The sequence below is a fragment of the Candidatus Oleimmundimicrobium sp. genome (assembly GCF_030651595.1).
In the GTDB taxonomy this organism is placed as follows: domain Bacteria; phylum Actinomycetota; class Aquicultoria; order UBA3085; family Oleimmundimicrobiaceae; genus JAUSCH01.
Genome location: NZ_JAUSCH010000004.1, coordinates 34,950 through 59,406 on the forward strand (window position 1 = coordinate 34,950; position 24,457 = coordinate 59,406).

At 38.0% G+C, this 24,457-nt stretch carries 27 protein-coding genes and 1 riboswitch; of the genes, 26 read left to right on the forward strand and 1 reads right to left on the reverse strand.

Features of this window, described 5'->3' with window-relative positions; genetic code table 11:
* The first annotated feature begins 95 nt into the window (after positions 1–95).
* From Q7U95_RS00270 to thiD, 6 genes are all read left to right on the forward strand, one after another.
* Positions 96–1,142 carry a peptidoglycan DD-metalloendopeptidase family protein gene (locus Q7U95_RS00270; protein ID WP_308751268.1) on the forward strand — a complete coding sequence of 349 codons (1,047 nt, stop codon included), beginning with the start codon at positions 96–98 and terminating at the stop codon, positions 1,140–1,142.
* Between the two features lie 67 nt (positions 1,143–1,209).
* Positions 1,210–1,319: riboswitch (TPP riboswitch) on the forward strand.
* A 45-nt stretch (positions 1,320–1,364) separates the two neighbouring features.
* Entirely contained in the window at positions 1,365–2,009 is a 645-nt protein-coding gene (thiE, locus tag Q7U95_RS00275) for a thiamine phosphate synthase (protein WP_308751269.1), read from the forward strand.
* Positions 1,996–2,769, forward strand: a complete 774-nt coding sequence (locus tag Q7U95_RS00280) for a sulfide-dependent adenosine diphosphate thiazole synthase (RefSeq protein WP_308751270.1) — start codon at positions 1,996–1,998, stop codon at positions 2,767–2,769. Before thiE ends, Q7U95_RS00280 begins: the two co-directional genes overlap by 14 nt.
* A gap of 1 nt (position 2,770) precedes the next feature.
* The gene (gene thiC / locus Q7U95_RS00285) at positions 2,771–4,066 is read left to right on the forward strand and encodes a phosphomethylpyrimidine synthase ThiC (RefSeq protein WP_308751271.1); all 1,296 of its coding nucleotides are present in this window, start codon (positions 2,771–2,773) and stop codon (positions 4,064–4,066) included.
* Positions 4,067–4,316: 250 nt separating this feature from the next.
* The gene (gene thiL / locus Q7U95_RS00290; RefSeq protein ID WP_308751273.1) at positions 4,317–5,318 is read left to right on the forward strand and encodes a thiamine-phosphate kinase; all 1,002 of its coding nucleotides are present in this window, start codon (positions 4,317–4,319) and stop codon (positions 5,316–5,318) included.
* Positions 5,319–6,122, forward strand: a complete 804-nt coding sequence (gene thiD / locus Q7U95_RS00295; RefSeq protein ID WP_308751274.1) for a bifunctional hydroxymethylpyrimidine kinase/phosphomethylpyrimidine kinase — start codon at positions 5,319–5,321, stop codon at positions 6,120–6,122.
* 5 nt (positions 6,123–6,127) lie between these two features.
* On the opposite strand, the gene rpmB is transcribed toward thiD, so the two are convergent.
* Positions 6,128–6,316, reverse strand: coding sequence for a 50S ribosomal protein L28 (rpmB, locus tag Q7U95_RS00300; RefSeq protein ID WP_308751275.1), 189 nt, complete (start codon positions 6,314–6,316; stop codon positions 6,128–6,130).
* 149 nt (positions 6,317–6,465) lie between these two features.
* Here rpmB and Q7U95_RS00305 point away from each other — a divergent pair, with 149 nt between their 5' ends.
* From Q7U95_RS00305 to rnc, 20 genes are all read left to right on the forward strand, one after another.
* Complete coding sequence (locus tag Q7U95_RS00305) at positions 6,466–6,819, forward strand: Asp23/Gls24 family envelope stress response protein (protein ID WP_308751276.1); 354 nt, start codon at positions 6,466–6,468, stop codon at positions 6,817–6,819.
* A gap of 27 nt (positions 6,820–6,846) precedes the next feature.
* Positions 6,847–8,427, forward strand: coding sequence for a DAK2 domain-containing protein (locus tag Q7U95_RS00310; protein ID WP_308751277.1), 1,581 nt, complete (start codon positions 6,847–6,849; stop codon positions 8,425–8,427).
* Positions 8,428–8,481: 54 nt separating this feature from the next.
* Entirely contained in the window at positions 8,482–9,333 is an 852-nt protein-coding gene (locus tag Q7U95_RS00315; RefSeq protein WP_308751278.1) for a DegV family protein, read from the forward strand.
* A 4-nt stretch (positions 9,334–9,337) separates the two neighbouring features.
* Entirely contained in the window at positions 9,338–11,638 is a 2,301-nt protein-coding gene (recG, locus tag Q7U95_RS00320; protein ID WP_308751279.1) for an ATP-dependent DNA helicase RecG, read from the forward strand.
* A 40-nt stretch (positions 11,639–11,678) separates the two neighbouring features.
* Complete coding sequence (gene rsmD, locus Q7U95_RS00325; RefSeq protein WP_308751280.1) at positions 11,679–12,236, forward strand: 16S rRNA (guanine(966)-N(2))-methyltransferase RsmD; 558 nt, start codon at positions 11,679–11,681, stop codon at positions 12,234–12,236.
* A gap of 10 nt (positions 12,237–12,246) precedes the next feature.
* The gene (gene coaD, locus Q7U95_RS00330; protein WP_308751281.1) at positions 12,247–12,735 is read left to right on the forward strand and encodes a pantetheine-phosphate adenylyltransferase; all 489 of its coding nucleotides are present in this window, start codon (positions 12,247–12,249) and stop codon (positions 12,733–12,735) included.
* Positions 12,736–12,757: 22 nt separating this feature from the next.
* A complete protein-coding gene (locus Q7U95_RS00335; protein ID WP_308751283.1) occupies positions 12,758–13,216 on the forward strand; it encodes a hypothetical protein in 459 nt (152 codons plus the stop codon).
* Between the two features lie 110 nt (positions 13,217–13,326).
* On the forward strand, positions 13,327–13,851 hold the full coding sequence (locus Q7U95_RS00340; RefSeq protein ID WP_308751284.1) for a DUF177 domain-containing protein: 525 nt from the start codon (positions 13,327–13,329) through the stop codon (positions 13,849–13,851).
* 16 nt (positions 13,852–13,867) lie between these two features.
* Entirely contained in the window at positions 13,868–14,047 is a 180-nt protein-coding gene (gene rpmF, locus Q7U95_RS00345; RefSeq protein ID WP_308751285.1) for a 50S ribosomal protein L32, read from the forward strand.
* Positions 14,048–14,050: 3 nt separating this feature from the next.
* The gene (gene plsX / locus Q7U95_RS00350) at positions 14,051–15,040 is read left to right on the forward strand and encodes a phosphate acyltransferase PlsX (protein ID WP_308751286.1); all 990 of its coding nucleotides are present in this window, start codon (positions 14,051–14,053) and stop codon (positions 15,038–15,040) included.
* A 23-nt stretch (positions 15,041–15,063) separates the two neighbouring features.
* On the forward strand, positions 15,064–16,062 hold the full coding sequence (locus Q7U95_RS00355; protein ID WP_308751287.1) for a beta-ketoacyl-ACP synthase III: 999 nt from the start codon (positions 15,064–15,066) through the stop codon (positions 16,060–16,062).
* Between the two features lie 18 nt (positions 16,063–16,080).
* A complete protein-coding gene (locus tag Q7U95_RS00360) occupies positions 16,081–17,238 on the forward strand; it encodes an acyl-CoA dehydrogenase family protein (RefSeq protein ID WP_308751288.1) in 1,158 nt (385 codons plus the stop codon).
* Between the two features lie 17 nt (positions 17,239–17,255).
* Entirely contained in the window at positions 17,256–18,041 is a 786-nt protein-coding gene (locus Q7U95_RS00365; RefSeq protein WP_308751289.1) for an electron transfer flavoprotein subunit beta/FixA family protein, read from the forward strand.
* Between the two features lie 40 nt (positions 18,042–18,081).
* A complete protein-coding gene (locus Q7U95_RS00370) occupies positions 18,082–19,272 on the forward strand; it encodes an electron transfer flavoprotein subunit alpha (RefSeq protein ID WP_308751290.1) in 1,191 nt (396 codons plus the stop codon).
* 3 nt (positions 19,273–19,275) lie between these two features.
* Positions 19,276–20,229, forward strand: a complete 954-nt coding sequence (fabD, locus tag Q7U95_RS00375; protein WP_308751291.1) for an ACP S-malonyltransferase — start codon at positions 19,276–19,278, stop codon at positions 20,227–20,229.
* Positions 20,219–20,962 (forward strand): 3-oxoacyl-[acyl-carrier-protein] reductase, encoded by a 744-nt coding sequence (gene fabG, locus Q7U95_RS00380; protein WP_308751292.1) that lies wholly within the window; start codon positions 20,219–20,221, stop codon positions 20,960–20,962. Before fabD ends, fabG begins: the two co-directional genes overlap by 11 nt.
* A gap of 33 nt (positions 20,963–20,995) precedes the next feature.
* Entirely contained in the window at positions 20,996–21,232 is a 237-nt protein-coding gene (gene acpP, locus Q7U95_RS00385; RefSeq protein WP_308751293.1) for an acyl carrier protein, read from the forward strand.
* A gap of 11 nt (positions 21,233–21,243) precedes the next feature.
* A complete protein-coding gene (locus Q7U95_RS00390) occupies positions 21,244–22,230 on the forward strand; it encodes a nitronate monooxygenase (protein ID WP_308751294.1) in 987 nt (328 codons plus the stop codon).
* Positions 22,212–23,450: a beta-ketoacyl-ACP synthase II gene (gene fabF, locus Q7U95_RS00395; RefSeq protein ID WP_308751295.1), complete on the forward strand. Its 1,239-nt coding sequence runs from the start codon at positions 22,212–22,214 to the stop codon at positions 23,448–23,450. Before Q7U95_RS00390 ends, fabF begins: the two co-directional genes overlap by 19 nt.
* A 169-nt stretch (positions 23,451–23,619) precedes the next feature.
* Positions 23,620–24,321, forward strand: coding sequence for a ribonuclease III (gene rnc / locus Q7U95_RS00400; protein WP_308751296.1), 702 nt, complete (start codon positions 23,620–23,622; stop codon positions 24,319–24,321).
* The last annotated feature ends 136 nt before the right edge of the window (positions 24,322–24,457 follow it).

Sequence of the window (24,457 nt, forward strand, 5' to 3'; positions counted from 1 at the left end):
TTATTTTTTAAATCGAAAAAAGTATAACATAAACAATTTTAAGGCAAAAATATTTTGTAGGTTAACTTAAATTGCTTGCAGTTTCGTCTTGTAATATGATTATAATAATTTGCGAATCTTTGGAGGAGATAAGAATTCGACAATCAAAAGTTTTTTTTGTTACGGTTATTTCTTTATTATTTATTTTATTAATTCCTTCTGTTGGGGCGTGTGTCACTTTAAGCAAACAAAAGCAAGCTGAAAAGTTTAAAGAGGAAGTTAATGGTTTGCAGACGCAACTTAACAGAATAACGAGGGAATATAATTCGGCTTATAACGAATATATCGAAACAATTAACGGTGAAGAAGAGACAATGGTGAAACTTGAGTTGATTGAAAAAGAGCTCAAAACAAAAGAAGCATTATTAGATTTGCGATTAAAAGCTATTTATACTCAGGAAAATCTGAGTTTCTTGAAAGTCCTATTGAATTCAACTGATTTTAACGATTTTTTAACTTGTTTTTATTTATGTGAGAGGGTTGGCGCGTGGGAAGCAAGGGTAATTAGAGAAGCAAGAGAGCTGAAGATTGAATTAAAAAAGCAGAAAGCAGAACTAGAAGAGAAACGAACTCAACAAAAGGCATTATTGAAGAAATTGGACAAAAAAAAGGAAGAATTGGATGAGAAATTTAAAAAATCAAAAAGCTTATTCTCTGTAATTGAAAAAGAGTTAAAGAGTGCTCCACGTGTTACTCCGCGCACCATTAAGGGAGTTAAGATAAGTTGTTTCCCTGTTTCCAGGCCTTACGCATACAGCGATACATGGTTGGCTCCTCGAAGAGGTCATCTTCACCAAGGATGCGACGTTTTTGCCGCAAAAGGGACACCTTGCTACGTTTGCGTTAGCGGGAGAGTAAAAATGAGTTCTAGTCGGAATGGGGGAAAAACCATATATCTATCCGGCGATAGCGGGGATCTTTTTTATTACATGCACTTGGATAAGTGCGCTGTAGCAGGAGGACACGTGGAGGCCGGACAGGTTATTGGCTATATTGGTGATAGTGGTAATGCGAGAGGCGGGGTATGTCATCTCCATTTTGAGGTTCATCCCGGCGGAGGAAGAGCAGTAAACCCGTATCTGATTTTAAGAAGCATTGAATAGGTTAGGTAACCGTTAGCCAGGTTTGACGGATACACGAAGTCGCGATAGTATTTAGTTATAATTTAATAAGGATTGCAAGGGGAGCGTTTGCTGAGAGTTTTTCGTTGTAGTTTGGCGAAAAAGACCCTTTAAACCTGTTTGGATAATACCAGCGAAGGGATGCAGATATTTAATAATGTGTAGTCCGCTGGTTAGCGGATTTTTTATTTTTGTGAGGTTGATATGGATTTATCATTTTATGTAATTACCTGTGAAGTGCCCAATTTAAAAAGAAGTCAATTTGAGGTTGCCAAAGCGGCAACTGAAGGTGGCGCGACGGTTATTCAATATAGAGAAAAAAATAAATCTTCTAGAGAGTTGTTAGAGATGGCTTGTAAGATTCATAAAATTACACAAAGAGCAAACATCCCCTTAATAATTAACGATAGGCTCGATATTGCCCAGGCAGTTAAGGCCGAAGGGGTTCATCTTGGACAAGGAGATATTTCTGTTAAGACTGCTCGTATGATACTTGGGCCAGAGAGCATAATTGGTGTGTCCTGTGGAAATATTGAGGAAGCAATTGAAGCTGAGCGTGATGGAGCATCTTATATTGGAGTTGGCCCGATTTTCCCGACTTCAACTAAGGATAATGCGCGTAAACCCATAGGGATTAAAGGGCTGATTGAAATCAAAAGAAGCGTTAACGTTCCGGTGGTAGGTATTGGTGGAATTTCAGTTGATAATGTGGGATCGGTATTAAAGTCAGGAGTGGATGGTGTTGCGGTTATTTCGGCGGTGGCTTTTGCTTCTAATATGAAAGGAGCCAGTTGTAATTTGTCTAAAAAAATAAAAAAGGTTAGGGAGGCTAATCATGAGTTTAAATGAGGTTACAATCACTAAAGCGATAGTTGAAGAATTTTTAAGTGTTTTTATAGAGTATTCTGAGGTCGATGTTGCCCTAGTTGGGGGAGGTCCGGCAAATTTAGTTGCAGCTACTTGTTTGGCCAAAGAAGGGGTCAAGACAGTTTTGTTTGAGAAAAAGTTATCTGTAGGAGGAGGAATGTGGGGAGGCGGTATGATGTTTCCTCGTATTGTAGTGCAGTCGGAAGCTTGCAGAATTTTAGATGATTTTGGAATACATTACACCGAATATAAGCCGGGTTATTACATTGCCAGCTCGGTGGAGTCGGTTGGAAAGCTTATAAGCCGGGCTTGCGATTTTGGAGTTCAAATTTTTAATTTAATGAGTGTTGAGGATGTAGTAATAAGAGAAAATGATGCTATTACCGGCTTGGTGATAAACTGGACAGCAGTTGATATGGCCGGTTTGCATGTCGATCCTTTATCGATTTCCGCTAAAGTTGTTATAGATGGGACGGGACACGATGCCGAAGTTTGTCGGGTGATTGAAAGAAAAATACCCGGGGTGAAGTTGAACGTTAAGGGCGAAAAACCGATGTGGGCTGATGTGGGTGAAAAAATTCTTTTGGATACAACCAAAGAAGTTTACCCCGGTCTTATTGTTGCGGGGATGGCAGCCAATGCAGTAGCCGGTGGCCATAGAATGGGGCCAATCTTTGGCGGAATGATGTTGTCCGGAGAAAAAGCGGCACAAATTGCTTTATCAAAACTGGGAGAGGATTAAAGTGACCTTAATTAAGAGAATTCAAGCAGGCGAAGTCCCTGAAGTTGTAAAAAACATTGCTAAAAATGAATTAATCGAGCTCGAAATTTTATTGGAAAGAATTGCCGATGGGAGAGTAGTGATACCCAACAATATCAATCATTCTATTAGCAAGTTTGTTGGTATTGGCAAAGGTCTTACGACAAAAGTTAATGCCAATATTGGAACATCGGAAGATTATCCTTTTCTTGAAGAAGAGTTAAAAAAATTAGAAGTATCGGTTGAGGTAGGAACCGATACAGTTATGGACCTCAGCACGGGAGGAAATTTAGATTCAATTCGCAGGGAAATACTGAAAAAGTCAACCGTTCCAATTGGAACGGTTCCAATTTATCAAGCAGCCGTTGATGCTAAATTTAAACTTGGAAGCATTGTTGAGATGACTAAAGAGCATATTTTTGAAGTTATCAGAAAACAGGCAAAAGACGGTGTTGATTTTATGACTATCCATTGTGGGGTAACACGCAAAGCCTTAGATGCTTTAAATAAAGATGGTCGAATAATGGATGTGGTGAGTCGTGGCGGGGCATTTACAATAGGCTGGATTTTGCATAACAACAGGGAAAATCCACTTTATGAAGAATTTGATGAGCTGTTAAATATTGCGAAAGAATACGATATTACCTTAAGTCTCGGAGATGGGATGAGGCCCGGTTGTTTAGCTGATGCTACTGACCGTGCGCAAATTCAAGAACTCTTAACGCTTGGGGAATTAGTGGATAGAGCTCGGGAAGCAGGAGTACAAACGATGGTTGAAGGGCCGGGCCATGTGCCTTTTGACCAAATTGAAATGAATATTAAACTGGAGAAAGAGATATGCAAAGGTGCTCCATTTTATGTTTTAGGACCCATAGTAACTGATGTTGCGCCGGGATATGATCATATTACTTCGGCAATTGGAGGAACTCTGGCGGCCTCGGCAGGTGCGGATTTTTTATGTTATGTCACTTCACGTGAGCATCTTGGCCTACCGACAGTTGGAGATGTAAGAGAAGGGGTGGTTGTTTCAAGAATAGCTGCTCACGCAGCTGATATTGCAAAAAAGATTCCTGGAGCAAAAGATTGGGATTTGGAAATGGCTAAAGCCAGGCGGCGCTTGGATTGGGAAGAAGAAATAAAGCTGGCAATTGACCCCGAAAAAGCAAGAGAAGGATATGAGGAAAGAAAAAAGAAAGGTGAAGATGTTTGCACGATGTGCGGAGATTTTTGCGCTTTAAAGGTTATTGATGAATATTTAGGAAAAACAAGACAAGGGTAAAGGGTAATGGATAATGGGTAAAGCTGGAGATGAAGAATGAAAAATGAAGAACGAAAAACGATAATGAAAAAATAAAAATGGTTTCCAAGCACAGCTTGCCTAACAACAGATGCTGGTCTAGTGATAAATATTATCTTTAAGGGTTTTCCGTTTAAATTATTCTATACCGTGCTTATCGACAAGCAGGTAGTTTTAAATTTTTCACTTCTAATTTTTAATTTAAATAACTGAGAGTTGGGTGTAAAAGCATATGTATATTGAAGATATTGGGGAAACAGGAATAATTGAGAAAATTGCCAATTTAGTTGGTGTTGAAGATGAAGATATAATTGTTTCCATTGGTGACGACGCAGCCGTTGTTCGCTCCCCTTCAAATTACTATACCGTTTTGACCACCGATTTTATGATAGAAAAAGTTCATTTTGACTTGTCCACCATATCCGCTTACCAATTAGGTCGCAAATCGATGCTGGTTAACATCAGCGATATTGCAGCAATGTCGGCTATACCCACCTACGCTCTGATTTCTTTAGGTATCAAGCCCAAAACGAAGGTTAATTTTATAGAAGAGTTATATGAAGGAATGGTTGATGTATCTAAAGAATACGATTTTAAAATAGTAGGCGGCGATACGGTTGCTTCTCCATGTTCCTTGTCAATTAATATAGCGATGGTTGGAAAAGTAGAGCCCCATCTTTTAAGAAAACGGGCTGACGCGAAGGTTGGTGACAAGGTCTTGGTAACCGGCAAGTTGGGTGCATCTTCAGCCGGCCTTTTTCTGTTGAATTCAAAAATTAAAGGTGACGAATATTTGATAAAATCTCACCTTGAACCAGTTCCTAGATTAAAAGAAGCAAGGCTTTCAGCAATTTGCGGAGCACACGCAATGGAGGATATAAGCGATGGCCTGGCTAGCGAAATCTATCATATTTGCAATGCTAGCAGAGTAGGGGCCGTTATCCATGAAGAGAGTTTGCCTATTGCGAATGGAGTAAAAGGTGTCGCCGAAATTGCCAAAAAGCCATCTGAATATTTTGTTCTTTATGGTGGAGAAGATTATGAGATTGTTTTAACGGTGGGCTTAGAAAAAATGGAGAAACTTATTCATCGGGTTTATTCTGAAACAGGAACAACATTAACTTTGGTCGGTGAAATTATTGATGAGCAAAAAGGTGTTTATGTCTTGAAAAAAGATGGCTCAAAAAGACCGCTAACCAAAGGATATGATCATTTTAGAAAAGAGGAGCTCTAATTGAAAGGAAAGAAGATATTGGTTATTGGGGGCTCGGACCCGAGCGGGGGAGCCGGAATTCAGGTAGATAGATTAACCTGTGCCGATTTAGGAGTATACCCTTACAGTATTTTAACTGCAGTTATTGCTCAAAATAGTTCTAAGGTGTTGAGCATAGAGAGATTGTCTTCTGATATAATTTCCAAACAGTTGGAAGCAGTCTTTCTTGATACGCGAATTGACACTGTTAAAATTGGAGCTCTTACTTCTATAGAAGCAGTTGAAGTTGTTTCAAGTTTTTTTGAAGAGCTTAAAGTGAAAAATATTGTGATTGACCCCGTGATTCAATCTTCCAGTGGGACATCTTTTCTTTCACCATCGGCAGTATCTTTAATGAAGATTCGTCTGTTTAGAATCGCTCGGGTTGTTACACCAAACATCCCTGAAGCTGAAAGACTTACTGGATTTTCGATAAAGAATTTTGATGACATGAAAAAAGCAGCTGAAGCGATAAAAACACTTGGCCCGGAATGGGTGCTAATCAAAGGAGGGCATCTTCAGGGCGATGAGTGCACGGATTTTTTATTCAACGGAAATATTGAGCGGAAATATTCAAGCAAACGAATAAATAAAAATGTCAAAGGGACCGGTTGTATCTTCTCTTCCGCATTGGCTTCTCAGCTTGCTTTAAATAAAGATGTACCTGAAGCGGTAGAGTTGGCTAAACTATATGTTACTGAGAGAATTTCAAAAGCTATTTCTCTTGGAAAGGGTAACTTTCAATCCATTCCGTCTTTTTTTGAAAATTTTGAAGTTAATTGGTGAGGTTTTTAAGCTTTTGTTACTTTGTTGGACTTGATACATCTTGTGCAAACATTTGTTTTTTTAGTTTCCCCGTCTTCAACTATCCGTATTTTTTGTATGTTGGCTTTCCACTTTTTTAACGTTTTTTTATGTGAATGGCTCACGTTTTTTCCAAATAACGGGCCTTTCCCACAAATTTCACATTTCTTTGACAATTTAAACACTCCTGTTTTAATATCTTTTATGCTCGAGAAATATTAGCATTGTAAAAAGTTTTTTGCAAGAAGGTTTTGGTTTTTATGTTTTTTTATTATATTATAATCATCAAATATTATATATGATTTAGTTCAAGGTGGTGACTGCAATGAACAAAAAAGAAGAGCATCTTGGGCAAATAAATGTTGCCAACGATGTAATAGCAGATCTAGCCGGTCATGTGGCGCTTGAAAGTTATGGCATTGCGGGGATGGCTAGTCCAAGCGCCAAAGTTGAAGTTGCTCAAATATTGACACGTGATAAATTAAAAAAAGGTGTCAATGTTAAAGTTTTAAACGATAAAGTTGAGATTGATTTATATATAATAATTGAACATGGAACAAACTTAAGCGAGGTTGCCCGGAATCTTGTTGAACGTGTTAAGTACGAGGTTGAGAAATATGTCGAACTTGAAGTAGATAATGTAGAAATTCATATCCAAAGAGTTAAAACAAGAAAGTAACTTCACGAAAAGGCTCACATTGTGTTAATGCTGACTACAAAAGACCTACCAAATCTAATAAGAGCTTCTTTAAGTGCTCTTAAACGACACCAAGAAGAGATAAACAAGCTCAATGTTTATCCTGTTCCTGATGGTGACACCGGAACAAATATGGTTCTTACAATGGAAGCTGTTTGCAACGAACTTTCAAAGACTAAACCTGACACGATGGAAAAAATCTGTAAAACGATTACATATGGTTCACTCATGGGTGGACGGGGAAATTCAGGCGTAATACTTTCTCAAATAATTAAAGGCTTTTGTGAAATTTTATCTTCGAAAGAATTCGTTAATTCAGTTTTTCTGGCAGAGGCATTAAAGAATAGCGTGCAGGTTGCATACAGAGCTATTAGAAAACCCGTAGAAGGAACAATGCTAACCGTAATTAAAGATACAGCCGCTGCTTCAAAAAAATTTGATAAGGAAGTTGAATTGGATGTGTTTTTAGAATATATCCTTAATGAGGCAAAGAAATCTGTTATGAGAACACCCGAGCTTCTGCCCGTTCTTAAAGAAGCGGGAGTTGTTGATGCAGGCGGTTGGGGATTAGCGATTATGGGAAGCGGCATTTTATCTGCGATAAAAGGTGAGGCGGAACATGAGGAGCTGACAGAATTTAATGTGCCAGTTTTACAGCCCACAGAAGAGATTTTTTTAGAGTACCAATATTGCACCGAGTTTATTTTAAAAAGCAGCGGAATTGAGCTTTCTAAATTTGAGGAACAACTTGCCCCTTTAGGGGATTCGCTCTTAGTTGTTGGTTCTGAAACATTAACCCATGTTCACATACATACCAATGAGCCGGGCACGGTTTTAAGCTTGGCAACAAATAAAGGTTCTGTATCGGAAATTAAAATAAATAACATGCAAGAGGAGGCTGCGATAAGAACCGAAAAAATTATGGCAGATACAGGTAAAGTTGGACTGGTTGCGGTGGCAAGCGGTGAAGGTATTAAGAAAATACTCTCAAGTTTAGGCGTGCAAAGGATTGTAAACGGGGGGCAAACTATGAATCCAAGTACTGCCGATATTTTGAAGGCAGTTGAAGATGTTAACGCATCAAAGGTTATTATTCTCCCAAATAATAAAAATATAATTATGGCTGCTCAAAGAGTTTCAGAACTTACAAAAAAAGAGATTGGTGTTGTTCCAACGAAATCTATTCCTCAAGCTTTATCGGCTCTTTTGGCTTTTGAAGAAGAAAAGCCCTTTGCTTTAAATGTTAAAAACATGATGAGTTCTTTGTCTAATGTAAAGACCGGTGAAATAACAAAAGCGATTCGGAATTCAAAAAATTCAATTGGTAAAATTAAAAAGGGTGACTTCATTGGTCTTATTGATCACGAAGTGAACGTTTCTGGAAAATCTTTTGTAAAAATAGCTACTAAGCTAATAAACAACATGCTTGATGACGAAAGTGAAGTGGTCACGCTTTTGTTTGGAGAAGGAGTAAAAGAAAAAGATTTAGAAGAGCTATCTAAAATTATTTCAAAAGAGTATCCCGACATAGAAATAGAAATTCATGAAGGAGGACAAGCTCTTTATCCTTTAATTATCGGAGTGGAATAAACAAGCAGAATGGATAATATTTGAAATTTAACGTAAAAAAAGGGGTTGATTGAGATGGAGACAGAGAATGTTTCAATTGTAACAGACAGTACTGCTGATTTTGAACTTTCTTACTATAAAGAACATGATGTTTACATGGTGCCTTTAATGGTTCGCTTCAAGGAAGAGTCGTTTAAAGATTGGGTCGACATCAAACCAAAAGAATTTTATAGGAAATTAAAGGCCTCAGATGTTCTTTCAAAGACATCTCAACCAACTGTTGCTCAATTTGAGGAAGTTTATAAAAAACTATCTCGTGACCACACACATATTATTTCAATTCATATTTCTTTAAAACTGAGCGGCACAGTTCAATCTGCTCAGATAGCCAGTGAAAATATAAATATACCGGTTACTGTAATTGACGGAAAATCAGCGTCTTTATTAACCGGCATTTTAGTTGATTTGGCCGTTAAAGCGCGAGATGAAGGAAAAACTGCCGAGGAAATTGTTCAAATTGTTAATAAAGCACGGGATAGAGCAAAGATTTTATTTGTTGTTGACACTTTAAAATATCTTCATTTGGGCGGACGCATTGGAAAAGCGCAAGCGTTAGTTGGTAGTTTGTTAAAAATTAAGCCGATTCTTACGCTGGAAGATGGCCTGGTGGCGCCTTATAAGAAAGCGAAAGGAACCAGAAAAGCCATACAAGAAATTGTTTCTATTGCGAGAGAAAACATAGATCAAGACAAACCATATCGTTTAGTCGTTGCGCATGCCGATGCTCCTGACAATCTAGCGTATTTAAAGGAACTTCTCTTGAAAGAAGGATTTAAATCAAACCAAATAATCGAGGGCGAGGTTGGCGCTGTTATCGGAACATATACCGGTCCCGGTGCTGTCGCATTAGTTTATTACCAGGAATAATTTTATGGCTGAAAAGTTTTTAAATAAGTTAGTAGAGCTTGAGGAAAAATTTGGTATAAATAATACCTCAGTAATTGGGGGACTCGCTAAGTACCTTCAAGGCATCGATTGCGCATTGCCCAATGTTAAATTTAATCCAGTTCCCAAGCAAACAAATAATTTAAAGGAGCTTAAGAATGTGGTTCCATCCTTTAAGAGTTCTTCAAAATTTGACTCAATTGAAAAAATTTTATTGCTTGATAAACCGATAGAAACGGTCAAGTATGTGGGAACCACAACCGGTAAACGGTTTAGGCGGTTGGGTGTCGAGACTTTGGGGGATCTTTTATTCCATTTTCCGCACAGATACCTTGATTTTACTAAGATAAAAAAAGTATCGAACGTTAAGGTTGAAGAAGAAGTTACCGTAGTCGGTATCGTTAAGAACATAAGAAAACATATTGGCCGAAACGGAACCCGGATTTTAAGCATTGGAATTTTTGACGGTACCGGTTACGTTTACGGTACGTGGTTTAACCAAAACTACATTGCCAATAAATTAAAAGAAGGCATGCAGGTTGCTTATAGTGGTAAGATTGTTTATAGGTTTGGGTTGATGCAAATTCAAAATCCACTTTTCGATGTAATTGATGAGAGACAGGCTGAATCGGTTCATACCGGCCGCATTATCCCAATTTATCCAGCCACTCAAGACCTTTCACCGGTACTAATAAGAAGAATTATTAAAAATTTATTAACTGAGTTTCTCGATATTCCTGATTACATGCCCGTTGAATTAAGAAAAAAATTAGAGCTCTCAAATATCTCGTTTAGTTTACAAGAAATTCACTTTCCTTCGTCTAAATCCAACTTAGAAAAAGCAAAAAAGAGAATGCTTTTTGATGAGCTTTTTTTGATGCAATTAGGGCTGGCAATTAAGAAAAAGAGATTTGAAAAAAATGTGGCTGGAATTAAGCATGTTATTAACGAAGAAAAACTTAACCAATTTTTTAAATTGTTGCCCTTTGAGTTAACTGCTGACCAAAAAAGAACCACTAATGATATTGTCAATGACATGGCAAGTTCGCGTCCGATGAGTCGCTTATTGCAAGGGGAAGTTGGCTCTGGCAAAACAGTGGTAGCTTTAGCTGTTTTACTCACGACGGTTTTTTGCGGTTATCAGGGAGCTATTATGGCTCCAACAGAAGTGCTTGCTAATCAACATTTTCTTAAAACGAAGGAAATTTTAGATAAATTGAATATCGTCTCTGCAAATTTAACAGGAAGTATGCCTGCCAAAAAGAAGGAGGAGCTTCAAGAGGAGATACGTAAAGGAAATATTGATATTGTCATTGGCACTCACACCTTAATCCAAGAAAAAATTGAATTTAAAAATTTAGGAGCAGTTGTTGTAGACGAACAACACCGCTTTGGTGTTGAGCAAAGAATGAAATTAAAAGAAAAAGGAGCTTGTCCTGATGTTTTAATAATGACAGCAACTCCTATTCCGAGAACTCTATCACTTACATTATATGGTGACTTAGATGTATCTATTATAAAAGAACGGCCCGGTGGAAGAGATTTTTCCGAACACGTTGAGACTTATATATGTAATAACCGGCACAGAAAAAAAGCGTACGAAAAAGTGAGAAGCGAAGTAAAACAAGGCAGACAAACGTATATAGTTTGCCCTTTAATTGAAGAGTCCGATAAACTTGAAGTAAAAGCGGTCATGGACGAAGTTGTATATCTAAGAGAAAAGGTATTTCCGGATCTTAGGGTTGACGTAATTCATGGAAAACTTAAATCAGAAGAAAAAAATAGAGTGATGGAGAGGTTCCGCGAAGGTAAGGTTGATATACTTATTTCAACTACAGTTATTGAAGTTGGTATTGATGTACCAAATGCTTCTGTTATGTTAATTGAAAACGCGGACAGATTTGGCCTTTCACAGCTTCATCAATTAAGAGGAAGGATAGGTCGAGGTGAGCATAAGTCTTGCTGTATATTATTTGCCAATCTTTCTACTGAAGAATCGAAAGCCAGAATGAAAGCTATAAAAGAAATAAAAGATGGCTTTAAACTGGCGGAGGTGGATTTAGAGATTAGAGGGGAAGGTCAACTTTTTGGCACACGTCAATCCGGTCTTCCTGATCTTAAATTAGCTAAATTAACACGGGACATTGATGTTCTTCTCAGGGCCAGGAAAGAAGCTTTTGCTATAGTGGAAGAGGACCCAGATTTAAGTTTACCCATCAATAAACCGTTAATGAGAACAGTTAAACAAAGATTTTCAAAAAACCTGGATTGGTTGTTTCAAAACTGAGGATTGTTTAATTAAATTTTTTGGAGACTGAATTTAAAAAATGCGTGTAATTTCAGGTAGCACTAAAGGACACAAGTTAATAACACCGAAAGGATTAGGCACAAGGCCCACATCTGATAGGGTAAAAGAGGCGCTTTTTAACATAATTTCAGACAAAGTTGTGGGAGCGCGGGTTCTTGATTTGTATGCTGGTTCGGGAGCATTAGGTATTGAGGCCTTGAGCAGAGGGGCTCAAAAAGCTGTATTTGTTGATAGTAGCGCCAAAGCAGTTGAAGCAATTTGCGAAAATCTTAACAAAACCTTCTTATCAAAAAAAGCGGTAGCATTGAAGATGACTACACAAAGTTTCCTAAAGAATTTTTCTTCTGAAAAAGAACAATTTGAATTAATTTTTTTAGATCCGCCTTATAAAATTGAATCCGGTATGCTAAACTCCATATTTAAAGAACTTGTCTTGAAAGATGTTTTGAGCGAAAATGGTTTAATTATTTTGGAACATTCTTCGAAAAGAATTCCGGAGCAAACAGAAGAAAAATTAGGCCTTAAATTTACACGTAAATATGGAGACGCAAGCTTAAGTTTTTATGGATTAACTTGAGAGGAGAAATATGAAAGTTGCTGTTTGTCCGGGTAGTTTTGATCCAATAACGAGCGGACACCTTGATGTTATTGAAAGAGGGGCCTATCTTTTTGAAAAAGTTGTGGTAGGTGTTTTCGAAAAAACCGAAAAAAATCCATTATTTTCTTTAGATGAGAGGATTGGTTTTATCGAATCGGCCATAAAAGAAAATTCGAAATTAAGCAATGTTGAAGTTGAGTCATTTAACTCACTTTTAATTGATTTTGCGCATAGACACAAAGCTTGTGCGATAATTAAAGGATTAAGGGCAGTTTCTGATTTTGAACACGAGTTTCAAATGGCTCAATTTAACCGTAAATTGGATAAGAGTATTGAAACAATATTTGTTATGGCAAGTCCAAAATATGCCTATTTAAGCTCAAGTGCCGTTAAGGAAATTGCAAAATTTGGTGGTTGCATAGAAGGACTTGTTACCAAAGAAGTCGAAAAAGGATTTAGAAAAGTTTTCAAACTTTAAAATTTAGAATGGAGGATTTTGAATGGATATAATGACTTTAATTGATAAAATTGAAGATATTATTACCACAGCACGAAGGCTTCCTTTAGGTAACTCAATAATGATAAATGAGCAGAAGCTATTTGATATCATAGACGAGATGCGTGCGTCTATACCCGATGAGCTTAAACAAGCAAGGTGGATTGTCAAAGAGAGACAAGAGATGTTAGCTGAAGCTGATAAAGAAGCAAACGCAATCATTGAAGAAGCTCGTAAAAATGCTGAACAGGTTGCATCAGAGCAAGAAATAGTAAAGATGGCCGAAGCCAAGGCCAATGAAATTATTTCAGATGCAAAAGAAAAGGAAAGAGAAATTCGTTTAGGTGCAGAAGATTATGCTGACGAGATGCTTGCAAATCTTGAAGTTAACTTGGGAAAACTTCTTGCGGCAGTTCAAAGAGGTAGAGATAGGTTGCAAGGAAAGATACAGCCTAAATCTTAAAGTTTGCTATGTAGTTTATAATTCAAAAGTTCTTGTAAAAAGACCTGCAAGAACTTTTTTATGTATTAGCTCAATTATGTTAAAATAACTAAGTTTAATTTAATAAAAATATGAACACATTAATTATTGATGTATCTGATATTTTAACAACAGTAGGGACCAAAAAAGAGTTTAAGTTCGAGAATGAATTTAAGCCATTATATGCTGGAAAAAAATTAAACTTTACCGGTCCGCTAAATTTCAATTTTTTTATAGAAAATGTTGGTTTAGAGCTGCTGGTTAAGGGAGATGTTCAAGGGAAACTGAGGTTTACATGCAATCGGTGTTTAATAGAGTTTAAAGCTAAAGTGAAAGTAAACCTTGATGAAGTTTTTACACTCGAAAAAAATGAATTTGATACCAAAGAGACCTTTAAGGTTGTTGATAACAAAATTGATTTACGGGGTGCTGTTGAACAGGCCTTTTTGCTTGAATTGCCAATAAGGCCAATTTGCAAAGAAAATTGTAAGGGACTCTGCTTTAAATGTGGGCAAAATTTAAATTTAAGTAAATGTAATTGTTTAGATGAAAAGATTGATGTAAGGTTGTTAAAGTTGAAAAAACTCAAAGAAGAATTGGAAAAAAACAGGGATTAAGAAGGAGGTTTTTTAATTGGCAGTTCCTAAGAGAAGAAAGTCTAGGGCGAAGCGTGATTCAAGGAGATCCCAGAATAAAAAAATTAAAATAGTTGTAACATCTGAGTGTCCTCAATGTCATCAACAAAAATTGCCGCATCATGTTTGTCCGGAATGTGGATATTATGACGGTGAACAAGTTTTGGAGGTTAAGTAATAGGTGCATTGCTCTTCAGTTACTATCGCGGTTGATGCCATGGGAGGTGATTTTGCTCCCAGAGAGATAGTTAAAGGTTCCTATCTTGCAGCTCAAGAGCCGGGAATTAATATAATATTGGTTGGCTTAGAAAGTCAAATAAAGAGCGAATTAAATAAACTTGGTTCAGCTAAAAATATTCGTATTGAAAATGCCCCAGACATAATTAAAATGGAAGAACATGCAGCCAGAGCTGTTAAATCTAAACCCCATTCATCAATTTCAATTGCCGCTCAACTTGTAAAAGAAAACAAGGCTAATGCTATGGTGTCAGCTGGTAATACAGGTGCGGCCATGAGCGCTGCTTTGTTAAAAATTGGACGGATTAAAGGTGTTTCCAGGCCGGCAATTGCTGTTGTTGTTCCAACCTTAAATAAACTCGTTGTTCTTTTGGATGCTGGAGCAAATGTCGAGTGTAAGCCGCATAATATATTTCAATTTGCGGTAATGGGGAAATCATATGCATCAAAAGTTTTAGGAGTTAATAAACCGACAATTGGCTTGTTAAATATTGGGAAGGAACACGAAAAAGGGAGCGAATTTCTTCAGAAATCACATAAATTATTAGAATCTATTGAGGGTTTTGTGGGCAACATTGAAGGAAATGATATTCCTGAAGGAAAAACCGATGTAGTTGTATGTGATGGCTTTATCGGAAATGTGGTACTAAAATTAATGGAAGGTATATCTTCGGTGTTTTTTTCTGAAGTAAAAAGAGTGGTTAACGCTTCTGTTTCTGGAAAAATTGGCGGATTTTTAATTACTCCTTCTTTTAAAATGATTAAAAACAAGTTGGATTCCGAGGAATATGGTGGAGCTCATCTTTTAGGAATCAACGGAGTTTGTATTATTGGTCATGGAAATTCAAACGCAAAAGCTTTTAAAAATGCAATCATGGTTGCCAAGCGAGCTGTTTTGGAAAATATCGTTTCTGAAATCAAAAAAGATATTTAGGGGGAAACATTTTAAACAAAGAAATGTCTGTCGGGATTATTGGAACAGGTTCTTATTTGCCAAGCAAGGTTCTTACCAATTTTGATTTGGAAAAAATTGTAGATACAAGCGATGAGTGGATTAAGACTCGTACCGGTATTTCAGAACGAAGAATTATTGATGATAATGCTAATATTTCTGATATGGCTGTTGAGGCGAGCAAGAAGGCTCTTTTGGATGCCGATCTTGAAGTTTCCGACATTGATTTAATAATCCTGGCAACCTGTTCACCTGAGACATTAATGCCCTCGACATCTTGTCTTGTTCAACAAAAATTGGGAGCGAAAACTATTCCGGCTTTTGATGTATCCGCGGGCTGTACGGGATTAATCTATGCAATTACTATTGGAACTCAATTTATAGAAACAGGCATGTACGAAAAAGTTCTGGTTATTGGAGCCGATGCTCTTTCGAGGCATCTTGATTGGACTGATCGTACAACGTGTGTATTATTTGGTGATGGTGCGGGAGCCGTTATCCTTGGTAAAGTTCAAAAGGGTTATGGGATTATCTCAAATTATTTAGCAGCAGACGGAAAGGGAGCCGACCTTTTAAAAATTCCGGCTGGTGGATCAGGCTTGCCTGCGACTGAAGACTCATTTGAAAAAAAACTTCATTGTGTCCAAATGAGCGGAAGCGAAGTTTTTAAATTTGCAACCAGAGCATTACCTCGGGCTACAAAAGCAGCACTTAAAAGAGCAAATCTAACAATAGATGACGTAAAATATATAATTCCTCATCAGGCAAATATAAGAATACTTGAAAATGTTGCTAAGAAATTTGGGGTTGGTTTTGATAAACTCATCAAAAATATTGATAAGTACGGAAACACATCGACAGCTTCTATAGCAATTGCTCTTGATGAACTTCAGAGGGCAAATAAGATACACGAGGGAGATATTTTGCTCCTTGTTGGTTTTGGTGCGGGCTTAACCTGGGGAGCTAACGTGATTAAATGGGTTAAGTATAAAAAAAGTAAATGATGGTAAAGGGGTGCCGGTGTGGATTATTTTCTAACAGAAGAACAACAAATGATAAAGGAACTAGCAAAAAAAATAGCTGACGAAAAAGTGATTCCGGTAAGAGCCAAATTAGATGAAGAAGAGGAATTTCCTTGGGCTATTATGAAAGATTTAGCTCAGGCAGACCTATTTGGTCTTTATATGCCGGAAGAATACGGAGGAATTGGTTTCGGTTGCTTTGAAACGGTTCTCGCGGTTGAAGAGTTGAGTAAAGCATGTTGTGGAGTGGCAGTAAGTTATGCGGCAAGTGTTCTCGGAGCGTATCCTATCCTTTTATTTGGCTCAGAAGACCAGAAGAAAAAGTATCTACCGGATTTAGCATCTGGTAAGAAGCTTGGAGCTTTTGGTTTAACGGAAGCCAATGCGGGAAGCGATGCTTCGGCAATTCAAACAAAAGCCGATAAAGATGGAGATTTTTACGTCCTCAATGGAACTAAACAATGGATAACCAATGGTGGCGAAGCGGAAACTTACACGATAATCGCCATGACAAATAAAAACAAAGGAAGCCGAGGAGCCACTGCTTTTATTGTTGAAAAAGGAACGCCTGGCTTTTCGTTTGGGAAAAAAGAGAAAAAACTTGGAATACGATGCTCGGCAACAAGAGAGCTGGTTTTTGAAAATTGTCGAATACCCAAGGAAAATATTTTAGGAAAAGAAGGAATGGGTTTTATAGTTGCCATGAGAACCTTAGATATGACCCGTCCGGGGATTGGAGCTCAAGGCGTTGGTGTTGCTCAAGGAGCCTTCGATGCCGCTCTTGATTATTCGCGTCAAAGGATGCAGTTTGGTAAGCCGATATCTTCATTTCAAGTAATCCAGCATATGTTTGCAGATATGGCTATTCAAATTGAAGCTGCGCGCGCGCTGGTTTACGCGACTGCAAAAATGATTGATGGTGGAGCTAAGAATTTTTCGAAAGAATCCGCCATGGCTAAAACCTTTGCTTCTGATATGGCGATGGAAGTTACCATTAACGCTGTTCAAATAATGGGTGGTTATGGTTATATGCGTGAGTACCCGGTTGAAAAAATGATGAGGGACGCAAAAATTATTCAAATTTACGAGGGGACAAATCAAGTTCAGAGGAATGTAATTGCCCGGCAATTAATTAAAGAAAATATGGGTAAAAAATAGATATTTGGAGGACGGTTTTGAACATTATCGTTTGTATAAAACAGGTTCCTGATACAACCAAAGTAAAGATAGACCCAGAAACCAATACCTTAGTAAGAGAAGGGGTAAAGAGCATAATTAACCCGTTTGATATGTATGCGTTGGAAGAAGCAATTAGAACAAAGGAGAAAGTTGGCGGAAATATTAGCGTGTTAACCATGGGTCCTCCCCAGGCCGCAGAGGCATTAAGGGAGGCAATTGCAATGGGTGTAGACGATGTTTATTTGTTATCGGATAGAGCATTTGCCGGGGCCGATACCCTCGCAACTTCTTATACTTTATCAAAAGGCATAGAAAAGATAGAGCAGTTTGACCTCATAATTTGCGGAAAACAGACAATAGATGGAGACACGGGACAGGTGGGCCCCGAGGTTGCTCAGAAATTAGGAATACCGGTTGTCACATATGTGAGCAAAATTGAAAATATAAAAAATGGTCAAATCAAACTTAAGCGAATGGTAGAAGACGGTTACGAAGTAATTGAGGCAGAAACACCTTTGTTGATAACGGTTGTAAAAGAGATAAATGAACCCAGGATGCCATCTCTTCGGGGGACAATGAAGGCAAAGAAAGCTGAGATACCAACATGGAACGCAAATGATATTGGGGCAGAAAGTGAGAGAGCGGGTCTTTCCGGCTCTCCAACCCAAGTCGTTCGAATTTTTGCTCCAGAGATTTCCAAAAAGTGCGAGATTTTAGAGGGAGAACCAACGGAAATTGCTGAAAAGCTTATTAAAAAGTTAAAAAAGGGAAAGGTTATCTAAGTAGTTTTTGGGCCAAAACCTTATTTACCGGGAGGAATTTTTGAGTATTAAAGTTGATTTGAGCAAATGCAAGGGTTGTAAACTCTGCGCAAAAGCTTGTATGTATGGGGCAATTGATATTGTTGAGAAGAAAGCATATATAAACAACAACTGCACCCTGTGTGGCGCGTGTGTCTCGGCTTGTAAATATGGAGCCATTTCTATCTCAAAGAAAAAGAAAACAGCTTTCAATGAAGGCGATTATGAGGGAGTTTGGGTTTTTGCTGAGCAGAAGCAAGGCAAATTAGCCGGAGTAGCTTTTGAGCTTCTTGGTGAAGGGAGAAAGTTGGCCGATGAGTTGGGAGTTAAGCTTTCTGCCGTCTTATTGGGAGAAAAAATTAGCGATTTAGCCAATGAACTTATATTTTATGGAGCAGATAGGATTTATATTGTTGATAACCCAATCTTGAAAGATCGTCTCGATGAACCTTATGCAAATACTCTTGTTCAACTAATTCACGAGCATAAACCGGAAATTTTTTTAGCCGGGGCAACTTCTTTTGGGCGTTCATTAATTCCCAGAGTTGCGGCAACTTTGGAAACAGGGCTTACTGCCGACTGCACAAGTCTTGCTATTGATAAAAAAAATAAATTTTTATTACAGACTCGCCCGGCATTTGGCGGAAATATCATGGCTACCATAATTTGCCCGAACAAGAGACCGCAAATGGCTACGGTTAGACCCAAAGTGATGAAGTGTGCTCAAAGAGACGACACGAGAAGTGGTGAAATAATTGAGGAGACAATATTGAAACCCACTTCTTTAAGGGTAAAGTTGTTGGACTTTATGGAGGAGCTAAATAATAAGGTAAACTTAGAAGAAGCAGAGATTGTTGTCGCGGGTGGAAGGGGTCTGGGTAAAGCCGAGAATTTTAAGCTTATTCACGAGATGGCCTCGATTTTAGGGGCAGCTGTGGGTGCTTCAAGAGCGGCAGTTGATGCTGAATGGATACCCTATTCTCATCAGGTTGGACAAACCGGCAAGACTGTTTCTCCAAAACTATATATTGCTTGTGGAATTTCCGGAGCTATTCAACATCTTACCGGTATGCAAACTGCCGATAATATTGTCGCCATAAATAAAGACCCGGATGCTCCAATTTTTAATGTTGCCAACTATGGTATAGTTGGTGACTTATTTGAAATAATTCCGGCCATCACAGCTAAACTAAAAGAGGTTAGCGGGGGTTAATGATTGAGTAAAAAAATTGCTTTCATCTTTCCAGGACAAGGTTCTCAATATATAGGAATGGGAAAAGATTTAAAGGAGTCCATTAAAGAGTTAGCCGATATTTTTAGGCAAGCTGATGAAGTCTTAAAAAGGAAGATATCAAGTATTTGTTTTGAGGGTCCCGAAAGTGAGCTCGGCAAAACCATTAATACTCAGCCTGCGATTTTTGCAGTTAATCATGTTTGTTACGTTGCATTAAAATTAAATGGAATAGAGCCAGATATAGTGGCCGGACATAGCCTAGGAGAGTATAATGCTCTTGTTGCAGCTGATGTTATTGATTTTAAAACCGGTTTGCGGCTAGTTGAAAAAAGAGCGCAATTTATGGAGAAAGCGGCCTCAAAAAGACCAGGCAAAATGGCTGCAGTTATTGGATTAGATTCAAAAATTGTTGAAAAAATAATTGAACCACTAAAAAAGAGAGGAATAATTAATATAGCGAATTATAATTGTCCAGGGCAACTTGTGGTATCGGGAGAGAACTTGCTTATTAAAGAGGCTAGTTATCTCTTAAAGCAAAGTGGAGCAAAAAGGGTTATTGAACTTTCGGTAAGCGGTGGATTTCACTCTAAATTAATGGACGAAGCAGAAATTGAATTCTCTGAAGTTTTAAATGGAGTATCTTTTTCTAAACCCGGACGTGGCATAGTTTCAAATTATACAGCGGAAAGTTCAACCAATCCATTGGAGTTAAAAGAGGCCTTAAAATGCCAAATTACAGGATCGGTTCGTTGGGAGCAATTAATTAAAAAAATTCAAACTTTTGGTGTCAATAAATTTATCGAAGTTGGTCCGAAAAAAGTTTTAACGGGTCTGGTTAGAAGGATTGCACCTGAAGCAATTTTATTTAATATAGAAGATGTTGATAGTTTAAAAGCCACCGTTTCCAAGATAAGGGAGGTGAAGAGTGACGTTTAAAAATAAAGTTGCTCTTGTTACGGGCAGCACAAAAGGAATAGGCAAGGAGATTTGCCTAAAATTTGCTGAATTAGGAGCGGATATCGTCGTAAATGCTCGCAGTAGCGAGGTTGAAGCGGAACCACTTATTAATAAGATAAAAAATTTGGGCAGGAAGGCAATTTTCATTCAAGCCGATGTTAGTGTTTTTGATGAAGCATCGTCCTTAATTGAACAAGCCATTCAAAAAATGGGCAAGGTAGATATTTTAATCAATAATGCAGGAATAACTCGTGATAACCTTATAATTAGAATGAAAGAGGATGAGTGGGACTCTGTATTGAATGTAAACTTAAAAGGGACATTCAATTGTATAAAAGCAGTATCGCGACATATGATAAAAAGGCGTGAGGGAGTAATAATTAATCTCTCGTCTGTTGTGGGGCTTATCGGCAACGCGGGGCAGGCAAATTATTCTGCTTCAAAAGCCGGTGTAATAGCTTTAACAAAAACAGTGGCAAAAGAGTTTGCCTCTCGTGGAATTAGGGCCAATGCCGTTGCTCCGGGATTTATTCAAACAAAGATGACGGAGAGGTTATCGGATGAGGTAAAAAATAAAGTGTTGGAGAATATTCCGCTTGCTAAATTTGGTTCTCCTAGAGACGTGGCCAATGTAGTGGCCTTTCTTGCATCAGATGATGCAAGATATATAACCGGACAAGTTATAAGTGTTGATGGTGGAATGATAATGTAACTTATATTTATTAATTCAAAGGAGGAGATTTAAGTGTCACAAGAAAATTTTGAGAAGGTTAAGGGAATTATAGCGGAGCAATTAGGAGTCGATAAAGATATCATTAAAATTGAGACATCTTTTGTTGACGATCTCGGAGCAGATTCATTAGATATTGTTGAGTTGGTTATGGCTTTAGAGGAAGAATTTGGTTTAGAAATATCTGATGAAGACGCGGAGAAGATAACAACTGTCGGCCAGGTAATTAAATATATAGAAAACAAGTCATAAAGGAGAGAAGCATGAAATTACCGGTATTGGAAATAGGTAAACTTCGAGCGCCTGTTCCCATTGTTCAAGGAGGGATGGCTGTCAGAATTTCTCTTGCACCTCTTGCAGCGGCTGTAGCCAATGAAGGGGGAATTGGTTTGATTGCGGCTTCAGGAATTCACCCCCCGGAGGTTTCAGAGCAAATTAAAAAAGCGAAAAGATTGACCGATGGAATAGTAGGCATAAACGTAATGGTCGCGGTTAAAGAATTTAAAGATATTGTTACAACAGCCATACATGAAAAAGTTGATTTAATAGTTGCCGGTGCCGGTTTTTCTAGAGATATTTTTATTCTTGGAAAGGAAAACAATGTTCCAATTGTTCCGATTGTTTCGTCGGAAAGAGTAGCTCGTCTTGCAGAAAAATTTGGCGCGTCGGCTATTGTGGTTGAAGGGAAAGAAGCAGGCGGTCATCTTGGCACAGATAAACCTCTTTTATCGATACTGCCTGGAATTATTAATAGTGTGAAGATACCGGTAATAGCGGCGGGAGGAATTCTTAAGGGTTCAGATATAGCCCGGGTGCTTTCTATGGGGGCGAAGGGTGTTCAAATGGGGACTCGTTTCGCAGCTAGCGATGAGAGCAGCGCGGCTTCGGCCTGGAAAGAAGCATACGTGAACGCAAAAGCTGAAGACGTTGTCATTATTGAAAGTCCGGTTGGGATGCCCGGAAGAGCTTTAAGAACAAAATTTGTTAAAGATCTTTTTGCGAACAAAGTTCCTACCTTTAAAGATATAAAAAAATGTGTAACTTGCTTAAAACACTGCAAGAGAAATTATTGCATTATGCAGGCGCTTGAAAGTGCTCGAATGGGTGACCTGGAAAAAGGCCTTATTTTTTGCGGTGAGCGTGTAGGGGAAATAAATGATATTCTTCCGGTTAAAAAAATAATTGCTAATCTTATTAAAGAATTTAATGAAAGTGTTGGAGGTGCAAAGGAATGCCCCGAAGAGTTGTAATTACCGGCCTTGGGCCTGTTACTTCTATTGGTATAGGCAAAACTGCTTTTTGGGAATCGCTGATTAAGGGAAAATCAGGGATAGGAGAGATAACTTTTTTTGATTCAAACGATTTCAGCTCTCGAATAGCGGGCGAGATTAAAAATTTTGAACCGAAAGATTATCTCGAGGCAAAAGAAGCGCGAAGAATGGATAGATTCTGTCAATTTGCTTTGGCGGCTGCAACACTAGCTCTTAAAGATGCAAATTTAAAGATAACAGACTCAATTGCTGATAAAGTTGGAGTTATTATAGGGTCAGGCATAGGCGGGATAAAAACGTTAGAAGAACAACATAAAATTTTATTGCAAAAGGGGCCTAAAAGAGTTAGCCCATTTCTTGTGCCAATGATGATTTCCGATATTGCGGCTGGCAATGTCTCAATTGCTCTGGGGGCAAAAGGTCCAAATTTTTGTACCGTATCTGCTTGTGCCTCCGCAACACATGCTATTGGGGAAGCATTTGAGACTATTAGACGAGGTGCGGCTGAGGTTTGTATAACGGGTGGGGCAGAAGCCCCAATAACACCACTGTCTGTTGCAGGTTTTTGTGCGGCTCGGGCTCTTTCAACAAGAAACGATGAGCCAACCAAAGCAAGCAGGCCATTTGATGCAAAACGAGACGGATTTGTTATTGCAGAAGGTGCGGGAATAGTGGTTTTAGAAAGCTTTGAAAGCGCTGTAAACAGAGGAGCTCAAATTTATGCTGAGATAGTGGGTTATGGTGCTACAGGGGATGCCTATCACATGACGGCACCAGCTCCGTTTGGCGAAGGGGCAGCTCGTGCCATGCAAAAGGCAATTGATGGGTCGGGTTTGGACTTTAAAGAAGTGGATTATATAAATGCGCACGGAACATCAACTCTCTATAACGATGAATTTGAAACTTCGGCTATTAAAAAGGTTTTTGGGGAGCATGCCTACAATCTCTTAGTTAGTTCAACAAAATCTATGACCGGTCATACTTTGGGGGCAGCCGGGGGTATTGAGATGATTGCGTGTGCGCTTTCAATTGAAAAAAAAGTTATTCCTCCAACAATCAATTATGAATACGCCGATCCAAAATGTGACTTAAATTACGTTCCAAACAAAGCTATTAAAAAATCGGTTTCGGTTGTCATGTCGAATTCTTTAGGTTTCGGTGGCCATAACGCTAGTATAATAATGAAAGCAATTGAGTAACAGATTTAATGAATTTAGAAGATGATTTGCCGGGGATTGTACAGTATGTCTAAGAGCAGATTATTTAATTATAAAATTAAAATTCGGCACAGTGATTGATGAATTAAAAATTGAAAACTTAATCTTAAACAAGTTAAAATGAGATTTTTTTAATAATGGTGGTGGCAGATTGAATAACAACGAGGCAAGTAGGGCTGAGCAGTGCTTAGGCCTTGTTTTTTTTAATAAAAATTTACTCAAAGTTGCTTTAACCCACAAATCATTTACTGCAGAGACAAATGATGAAGTTGAAGTGAATGAACGATTAGAGTTTTTAGGCGACGCTGTTCTTGAACTTGTGATAACTGATTTTTTATACAATCACTATCCCAATCTTGAAGAAGGAAATTTGGCAATGCTTCGAGCTAATATTGTAAATGCAGAGGTATTAGCTAAATTAGCCAAAAACATAGGTCTCGGAAAATATATTTTTATGAGTAAAGGGACTGAACTTACAGGCGGTAGAAGACAGGTTTCAATTTTAGGTGATTGTCTGGAAGCAGTTTTGGGAGCTGTTTATTTAGACCAGGGGATAGAGAAAACTAAGGAGTTTATTTTAACGATTTTTCAAGAAGAAATAAAGAGGCAGGCTTCTAAGGAAAAATATTTAGATTTAAAAACAAATCTTCAGGAATATACAATGAAAAAATTTCAAATATTGCCTTTATATAAGATAACTCGAGAAGAAGGGTCTGTTCACGATAGAACTTTTTTTGCTGAAGTTGGTGTTGGAGATCATGTTTGGGGTAAAGGTAAAGGTAAAAGTAAAAAAAAGGCCGAACAAGAGGCGGCAAAAGAAGCCCTTCAAAAACTTCAGAAGCTACATGGTTAAAAACAAAAGAATGAAATTTGTTTTTAAGATATTGATTAGAGGATAGCGGACAATGTAAAGCAGAACAATGTTCTTGGTTTTTAATATTAATAACGATTGTTTTTTATACTGTTTGAGCAGGAATTTCGATGATTAA